At 76.0% G+C, this 7,302-nt stretch carries 9 protein-coding genes; 4 read left to right on the forward strand and 5 right to left on the reverse strand.

What is annotated here, in order from left to right; translation table 11 throughout:
• Positions 1-2: 2 nt before the first annotated feature.
• Both ACI78Z_RS17565 and pdhA read right to left on the reverse strand, forming a co-directional pair.
• On the reverse strand, positions 3-980 hold the full coding sequence (locus ACI78Z_RS17565; RefSeq protein WP_457037831.1) for an alpha-ketoacid dehydrogenase subunit beta: 978 nt from the start codon (positions 978-980) through the stop codon (positions 3-5).
• Positions 980-2,116 (reverse strand): pyruvate dehydrogenase (acetyl-transferring) E1 component subunit alpha, encoded by a 1,137-nt coding sequence (gene pdhA / locus ACI78Z_RS17570; RefSeq protein WP_457037832.1) that lies wholly within the window; start codon positions 2,114-2,116, stop codon positions 980-982. Before pdhA ends, ACI78Z_RS17565 begins: the two co-directional genes overlap by 1 nt.
• A 219-nt stretch (positions 2,117-2,335) precedes the next feature.
• On the opposite strand from pdhA, the gene ACI78Z_RS17575 reads away from it, so the two are divergent.
• Positions 2,336-2,821: an Lrp/AsnC family transcriptional regulator gene (locus ACI78Z_RS17575; RefSeq protein ID WP_457037833.1), complete on the forward strand. Its 486-nt coding sequence runs from the start codon at positions 2,336-2,338 to the stop codon at positions 2,819-2,821.
• Positions 2,822-2,878: 57 nt separating this feature from the next.
• Here ACI78Z_RS17575 and ACI78Z_RS17580 read toward each other — a convergent pair whose 3' ends face one another.
• A complete protein-coding gene (locus ACI78Z_RS17580) occupies positions 2,879-3,133 on the reverse strand; it encodes a DUF3253 domain-containing protein (RefSeq protein ID WP_457037834.1) in 255 nt (84 codons plus the stop codon).
• A gap of 58 nt (positions 3,134-3,191) precedes the next feature.
• Here ACI78Z_RS17580 and ACI78Z_RS17585 point away from each other — a divergent pair, with 58 nt between their 5' ends.
• Genes ACI78Z_RS17585 through ACI78Z_RS17595 form a run of 3 tightly spaced genes read left to right on the forward strand, consistent with a single transcriptional unit; the run spans position 3,192 to position 5,394 of the window.
• Positions 3,192-3,734, forward strand: coding sequence for a hypothetical protein (locus ACI78Z_RS17585; RefSeq protein WP_457037835.1), 543 nt, complete (start codon positions 3,192-3,194; stop codon positions 3,732-3,734).
• A 32-nt stretch (positions 3,735-3,766) separates the two neighbouring features.
• Entirely contained in the window at positions 3,767-4,837 is a 1,071-nt protein-coding gene (locus ACI78Z_RS17590) for a hypothetical protein (RefSeq protein WP_457037836.1), read from the forward strand.
• Positions 4,838-4,878: 41 nt separating this feature from the next.
• Entirely contained in the window at positions 4,879-5,394 is a 516-nt protein-coding gene (locus ACI78Z_RS17595; RefSeq protein WP_457037837.1) for a hypothetical protein, read from the forward strand.
• Positions 5,395-5,472: 78 nt separating this feature from the next.
• Here the strand turns inward: ACI78Z_RS17595 and ACI78Z_RS17600 are convergent, their stop codons facing one another.
• The gene (locus ACI78Z_RS17600; RefSeq protein WP_457037838.1) at positions 5,473-6,798 is read right to left on the reverse strand and encodes a serine hydrolase domain-containing protein; all 1,326 of its coding nucleotides are present in this window, start codon (positions 6,796-6,798) and stop codon (positions 5,473-5,475) included.
• Between the two features lie 26 nt (positions 6,799-6,824).
• Positions 6,825-7,160 carry a DUF3817 domain-containing protein gene (locus ACI78Z_RS17605; protein ID WP_457037839.1) on the reverse strand — a complete coding sequence of 112 codons (336 nt, stop codon included), beginning with the start codon at positions 7,158-7,160 and terminating at the stop codon, positions 6,825-6,827.
• Positions 7,161-7,302 lie beyond the last annotated feature (142 nt).

Raw genomic sequence — 7,302 nt, forward strand, 5'->3', positions numbered from 1 at the left:
GGTCAGAACTCCAGGGATCGGTCGACGGCGTCGAGCACCCGGTCGAGGTCGGGGAGGTACTCCTCCTCGAGCTTCGAGGGCGGGTAGGGCGTGTCGTAGCCACCGACCCGCAGCACCGGGGCCTCCAGGGAGTGGAAGCAGGTCTCGGTCACCCGGGCGGCGATCTCAGCGCCGAGGCCCAGGGTCACCGGCGCCTCGTGGACGACGACGCAGCGCCCGGTGCGCCGCACCGACTCGACCACCGGGTCGAGGTCCAGCGGGGACAGCGTGCGCAGGTCGACGACCTCGAGCGAGCGTCCCTCCTCGGCGGCCGCCTCCGCCGCCTGCAGCGCCGTCTTCACCATGGGGCCGTAGGCCAGCACGGTGACGTCGTCCCCGCCGCGGACCACCCGCGAGGCGAACAGCGGGTCGGGCGTGGCGGTGGTGTCGACCTCGGCCTTGTCCCAGTACCGGCGCTTGGGCTCGAGGAAGACGATCGGGTCCGGGTGGGCGATCGCCTGCTGGATGCCCCAGTAGGCGTCGACCGGGTTGCTGACCGCGACCACCTTGAGCCCCGGCGTGTGCCCGAAGTAGGCCTCGGGGCTCTCGCTGTGGTGCTCGACCGCGCCGATGCCGCCGCCGAAGGGGATGCGGATGACGACCGGCATCGCCAGCTTGCCGCGCGAGCGGGCGTGAATCTTGGCGACCTGGGTGACGATCTGGTTGTAGGCGGGGAAGACGAACCCGTCGAACTGGATCTCGCAGACCGGCCGGTAGCCGCGCATCGCCAGGCCGACGGCGGTGCCCAGGATGCCGGCCTCGGCCAGCGGGGTGTCGACGACGCGGTCCTCGCCGAAGTCCTTCTGCAGGCCGTCGGTGATGCGGAACACCCCGCCGAGGCGGCCGATGTCCTCGCCCATGAGCACGACCTTCGCGTCGTCCTCCATCGCCCGGCGCAGGCCGAGGTTGAGCGCCTTGCCGATGGTCAGCGTCTCGGCCATCAGTGCCCGCCTCCCTCGAAGCTCGCCTGGTACGCCTCGAACTCGGCCTGCTGCGCGGCCAGGTGCGGCGTCTGCTCGGCGTAGACCTGGTCGAACATCGCCGTCCCCGGCGGGTCGGGCATCTCGGTCGTGCCCTTGCGGATCCGCGCCGCGAGCTCGTCGGCCTCGGCCTCGACGGCGGCGAAGAAGTCGGCGTCGGCCACGCCGGAGCGTGACAGGTACGCCTTGACCCGGGCGATCGGGTCGCGCAGCTTCCACTCCTCGAGCTCGCTGGCCAGCCGGTAGCGGGTGGGGTCGTCGGAGGTGGTGTGCGCCCCCATCCGGTAGGTGAACGCCTCGACGAAGGTGGGGCCCTGGCCCTCGCGGGCGGCGGCGAGGGCCGCCCGCGTCACCGCCAGGACGGCGAGGACGTCGTTGCCGTCGACCCGGACGCCGGGGAAGCCGAAGCCGGCCGCCCGCTGGTACAGCGGCACGCGGGTCTGGCGCTCCAGCGGGACGCTGATCGCGTACTGGTTGTTCTGGCAGAAGAAGACGACCGGGGCCGAGAAGCTGGCGGCCCAGATCATCGCCTCGTTGACCTCGCCCTGGCTGGTCGCGCCGTCGCCGAGGAAGGCCAGCACGGCGTCCTCCGCGCCGTCCCGCTGCAGGCCCATCGCGTAGCCGGTGGCGTGCAGGCACTGGGCGCCGATGACGATCGTGTACAGGTTGAAGCGGGTGGCGACCGGGTCCCACGACCCGTTGTCCACGCCCCGGAACAGGCCGATCACCTCGAGCGGGTCGACCCCGCGGGTCCAGGCCACGCCGTGCTCGCGGTAGGTGGGGAAGGCCATGTCGCCGGGCTGCAGCGCGCGGCCGGCGCCGACCTGGGCGGCCTCCTGGCCGAGCAGCGAGGCCCAGATGCCGAGCTCGCCCTGGCGCTGCAGGGCGGTGGCCTCGACGTCCCACCGGCGGACCAGCACCAGGTCGCGGTAGAGGTCGCGCAGCTGGGCGTCGTCGAGGTCGATCGAGTACTCGGGGTGCTCGACCCGCTCGCCCTCCGGCGTCAGCAGCTGGACCAGGTCGGGTTGCCGGGGCAGGTGTGGCGCCTCAGCCCCCGGTACCGGGTCGACCACCTCGGTGGCACCGGACACGCTCACGTGCTCCTCCTCGCCGTCGGCCGCCGCCGCCGGGGTCGCCGGCTCAGAGCGCGCGGTGTGGACGTCTCGTGGCGCCCGGGTGTGGCGCCACTCACACATCCTGGCACGACCCGGGCGTTCCTGGAGCAGACACCTCCCCATCGATCTGCGCAAGATCCCTCTCCCGGGTTGCGCACGATGACCCGTCGGAGGGCGGTTGCGCCTGTCAGACTGAGCGACGTGCCGGTCCTCGACGCCACCGACGCCCGCCTGCTGCAGGCCCTGGGCGAGGACCCGCGCGCGACCGTGATGGCGCTGTCGCAGCGGCTCGGGCTGGCGCGCAACACCGTGCAGGCGCGGCTGGCCCGGCTGGAGTCCAGCGGCGCGCTGGCGCCCTTCGAGCACCGGGTCCGCCCGGAGGCGCTGGGCTACCGGCTGAGCGCCTACGTCACCGTGCAGGTGGTGCAGCGCAGCCTGGCCGACGTCGGCGAGGCCCTGGCCGACGTCCCGGAGGTGCTCGAGGTGACCGCGCTGTCCGGCGTGGCGGACCTGCTGGTGCGGGTGGTGGCGATCGACGCCGACGACCTGTGGCGGATCACCGAGCGGGTGCTGGCCATCCCGGGCGTCCAGCGCACCGACACCGCCCTGGCGCTGCGCCGGCTGGTCGAGCACCGGATGGGGCCGCTGCTGTCGCGGGCGGCGGATCCGGAGCCGCCGGCGTCGTGATCACCACCGGTGCAGCGGGGCCTCCGCTGACCGGAGACCCCGCTGGACCGGCTCTCGTCAGGAGGAGCGCCGGCGCACCCGGACCGGGCCGCGCGCGGTGGCCACGTCGACGACCTCGCCCCGCTGGGTAACCTCCACCTGGCCGGCCGCGGCCAGCCGGCCGGCCGCGGCGCGGACCGCGGGCATCAGCTCCCGCCAGCGGTCCGGGTCGACGGCGCGGGCGGCCGCCGAGGGGCAGATCGTCGCGCCGGCCCGCCGGTCGTCGAGCAGCGCGTCGATCGCCTGCTCCAGCCGCGCACCGACGTCGTCCACGCCGCCCAGGGTGGGTGGCCGCACGCCGCGCCGCCACCGGCCGGGGGATGCTGGACCCGTGCGCCGCTGGACGACCGGGCTGCTCGCCGCGCTGCTGCTCGTGCTCGCCGGCTGGGTGCTGGCCCCGGCCGCCTCGGCCTGCAGCTGCACCGGGGGGACGGCGTCCGAGCACGCCCTGCGCGCGGACGCGGTGTTCTCCGGCCGGCTGGCCGACCGCGAGGTGGTCGGCGGGACCGCGCTGCACGTCTTCGCCGTCGACACGGTGTACGCGGGCCGGGTGTCCGCCCGGCAGGGGGTGCTGTCGCCCGCCTCCGGCGCCTCGTGCGGCCTGGAGCTCACCGGCGAGGGGCCGTTCCTGGTCTTCGCCGGCCGCGAGGACGACCGGTTGGTGGCCGACCTGTGCGGCGGGACGGCGGCGTGGACCCCCGAGGCCGCCGCGGAGGTGCAGATGCTGACCGGCGCGACCGCTCCCGAGCCCGGGGCGGCCGGGACCGGGCTGCCCGGGGGTCCGTCCGACGCGGCGCTGGAGGCGACCGTCGCCGTCCTGCTCGTGGGGGCGTTCGTGGGCGGGCTGCTCCTGCGGCGCCGGGCGGCCGGGTAGATCCGGGACGGCGCGGGGTAGGGGGGCCGGTCGTGAGCCCGGCCGACCGTGACCTGCTGCAGGAACTGCTCGCCGCCTACGGGCCCGGCGGTCAGGAGGACGACGTCCGGGAGATCTGCCGGCGGGAGCTGGCCCCGCTGGTCGACGAGCTGACCGTCGATCCGGCGGGCAACCTCGTCGGGCTGCTGCGCGGCACCGGCGGCTCGGAGGCGCCCGTGATGCGGGTGACGGCCCACATGGACGAGCTGGCGATGGTTGTCAAGCGGGTCCACCCCGACGGCACGCTGCGGCTCTCCCAGCTGGGCACCATGTACCCCGGTAACTTCGGGCTCGGGCCGCTGACCGTCCTCGGGGACGTCGAGCAGCTCACCGCCGTCCTGCTGCTCGGCTCGGAGCACACCACCCGGGAGACCGCCCAGGTCTGGCAGACCAAGCCCGACGCCGGCGACCGGGCCATGCAGTGGAGCGACGTGTACGCCTTCACCGGCCGCACCGCCGAGGAGCTCGACGCCGCCGGCGTGCACCCCGGCACGCGGGTGTGCGTGCACCACAGCCGCCGCACGCTGGTCGAATTCGCCGACGTCGTCGGCTGCTACTTCCTCGACGACCGCGCCGCGCTCACCGCCCTGGTCGCCGCCGCCCGCCGGCTGCGGGAGGAGGGCCGCCGTCCGCCCGCCGACGCCTACCTGGTCTGCACCACCGGTGAGGAGATGGGCGGGATCGGCGCGGCGTACGCCAGCCGGACGCTGCCCGGCGACCTCACCCTCGCCCTCGACGTGGGCCCGGCCGAGGCGGAGTACCAGGTCCCGGTCGAGGCCGGTCCGGTCGTGGCCTACGCCGACGACGCGGTCGTCTACGACAAGCCGGTCGCCGACCACCTCATGGGCCTCGGCCGCGAGCTGGGTCTGGACCCCCGGGCGGCCATCTGGGAGGCCTACGACTCCGACGCCAGCCAGTCGAAGAGCAGCGGCCAGGCCGCCCGGGCGGCGCTGCTGTCGCTGCCCACGCTGTCCACCCACGGCTACGAGCTGCAGCACCGGGAGACCGTCGGGCGCTGCGCGCGGCTGGTCGCCGAGTTCCTGTGCCGCCCGACACCGCGCTGAGCTGCGTGTACCCCGCCGGTCGCCGGGGGTAGACCGGGCGGATGGCGAAGCGCACCCCGGTGGGGACGATCGGCAAGGGACGACGCGGCATCAGCGTGGCGGGCTGGGCGCTGCGCGGCGCGGCGGCCGGCGCAGCGGGGACCACCGCGCTCAACGCCGTCACCTACCTGGACATGGTGATCCGCGGCCGCGGGACCAGCTCCACCCCGGAGCGGACGGTGGAGACGCTGGCGGAGAAGGCGCACGTGCAGATCCCGGGGGACGACGAGACGCGGTCCAACCGGGTGCAGGGCCTGGGCCCGATCACCGGGCTGGCCACCGGCGTGGGCGCCGGCGTCGTCATGGGGCTGGTGCGGGCCGCCGGCTTCCGGTCGCAGCCGCTGGTCGGCACGCTGCTCACCACGCTCGGCGTGCTGGTCGCCGCCAACGGGCCGATGACGGTCCTCGGCATCACCGACCCGCGCACCTGGTCGGCGACCGACTGGGCCAGCGACATCGTCCCGCACCTGGCCTACGGCGCGGTGGTCAAGACGACGATGGACGCCTTCGACCGGTGAAGGACCCCGTCCTCCCCACCGCTCGCGAGCTGGGGGCGGTGCCCTGGACGGGGCCGGGGGGCCTCTGCAGGGAGGGCGTCAGGCGCGCCAGCCGCCCTCGTCGACGCCGCCGGGCACCGGGGCGTCGGGGTCGTAGGGCGTGCGGGTGAAGACGAAGGTGCCCAGGTCCAGGTGGTCCTCGGCGATGCGCAGCGGCTCGCCGGCGTAGTAGCCGTCCAGGCCCACCCACGTGCCGTCGTCCTGCGGGGCGAAGCGGCTGGCCCGCCCGGCGTTCCCCGGCAGCGGGCCCAGGTGCAGCAGGCCGCCGGGCAGCGCCCGCAGCGCGTACGGCCCGGGACCCCAGAACCAGATGCCGAGGGCCTCCAGCGGGACCGGCGGCGGCGCGGGCGCCCACGGCTCGACGACCCGCGGCTCGGCCGTGCGCAGGTCGGCGAGCAGGCCGGGCAGCAGCGGATCCAGGCCGGTGGTGGTGTTGGCGAGGGAGACGGCGCCGGTCTGCTCCTCGCGGTCGACGAAGACGCCGGCGAGGAAGCCGGGCATCGAGCCGCCGTGACCGACCAGCGTGCACCCGTCCACCCGCAGCACCTGCAGGCCCAGACCGTAGGCCGCCCAGCCCGGCGCGGAGGGGTCCACGCCCGCGGGCACGGTCATCTCCTCCAGCGTCCCGGGCGCGAGCACGTCGCCGGTGTCGCCGAGGAGGAAGGCGGCGAAGCGCCCGAGGTCGGCCAGCGTCGCCCACAGCTGCCCGGCGGCGGCCATCACGCCGGCGTCGTGCTCGGGCTCGGGCAGGACGACGTCGGCCCACGGGTGCACCGCGTGGCCCTCGGCGGCAGGGGCGACCGGCCGGGACGTCGTCCGCGTCATGCCCAGCGGCTGCAGGACCTCGGTGCGGACGACGTCCTCCCACGGGCGCCCGCGCAGCCGGGCGACGAGCTCGCCGAGCAGGCCGAAGCCGAGGTTGGAGTAGTGGAAGCGTCGGGCGGCGCCGAGGACGACGTGCTCCGGGCCCAGCCGCAGGTCCTCGAGCGTCCCGCCGGGCGCCCGCTCCCACCAGTCCCCGGGGCTCTCCGCCGCGGCGCCGGCGACGTGGGCGAGCAGCTGGCCGACGGTGCGGTCGCCGAGCGGGGTGCCGGGCACGTGCCGGTCCAGCGGGTCGTCGAGGTGCACCCGGCCCTCGTCGCGCAGCCGGAGGACGGCGACCGCGGTGACGGTCTTGCTGATCGAGCCCAGCCGGTACTGGACGTCGGTGTGCGGCCCGGGGACGTCGCCACGGCCGGCCGACCACGCCAGCCCGCCGTCCCGGACGACGCCGGCCACCAGGCTCGGCGCCCGGCCGTCGCGCTGGACCCGGGCGGTGCGGGCGAGCAGCAGGCGAGCGGTGGACGGCAGCACGGTGTCGGGCACGACCAGGGACCGTAGCGAGCCGCGGCTCAGGAGGTGGGCGCCGCCTCGGGCACGGGCAGCCGGCCGGTGCGGGTGGCCCAGCGGTCGAACCACAGGGTGACCAGCGGGGGCACCGACGCGGCGAGGGCGAGCAGCGTGGTGGTCGCGTTCCACCGCAGCACCCGGGCGGCCACCACGGCCACCACCAGGTAGGCGATGAAGATGCCGCCGTGGATCGGGCCGAAGATCTGCACCCCGCGCTCGGAGGTCGCCAGCACGTACTTCACGAACATCCCGGCCAGCAGGCCCACCCAGGAGCACGCCTCGGCGAGGGCGACGGCACGGAAGGCGAGGGCGACGGCGCGCGGGGTCACGCAGCCCATGGTCCCCGACACCGCGGCGCACCGTCCCGGCCCGGCGGGGTGACGCCCGCCACCCGTCGCTCCCCGGGGGGGGGGGGGGGGGGGGGGGGGGGGGGGGGGGGGGGGGGGGGGGGGGGGGGGGGGGGGGGGGGGGGGGGGGGGG

The sequence above is a fragment of the Geodermatophilus sp. SYSU D01176 genome (assembly GCF_054050015.1).

Bases quoted from the DNA above. Each gene is read 5' to 3' on its own strand.
- ACI78Z_RS17595 (WP_457037837.1), top strand. From the start codon at position 4,879: ATGGCGAAGCGCACCCCGGTGGGGACGATCGGCAAGGGACGACGCGGC.
- ACI78Z_RS17565 (WP_457037831.1), bottom strand. From the start codon at position 980: ATGGCCGAGACGCTGACCATCGGCAAGGCGCTCAACCTCGGCCTGCGC.
- ACI78Z_RS17605 (WP_457037839.1), bottom strand. From the start codon at position 7,160: ATGGGCTGCGTGACCCCGCGCGCCGTCGCCCTCGCCTTCCGTGCCGTC.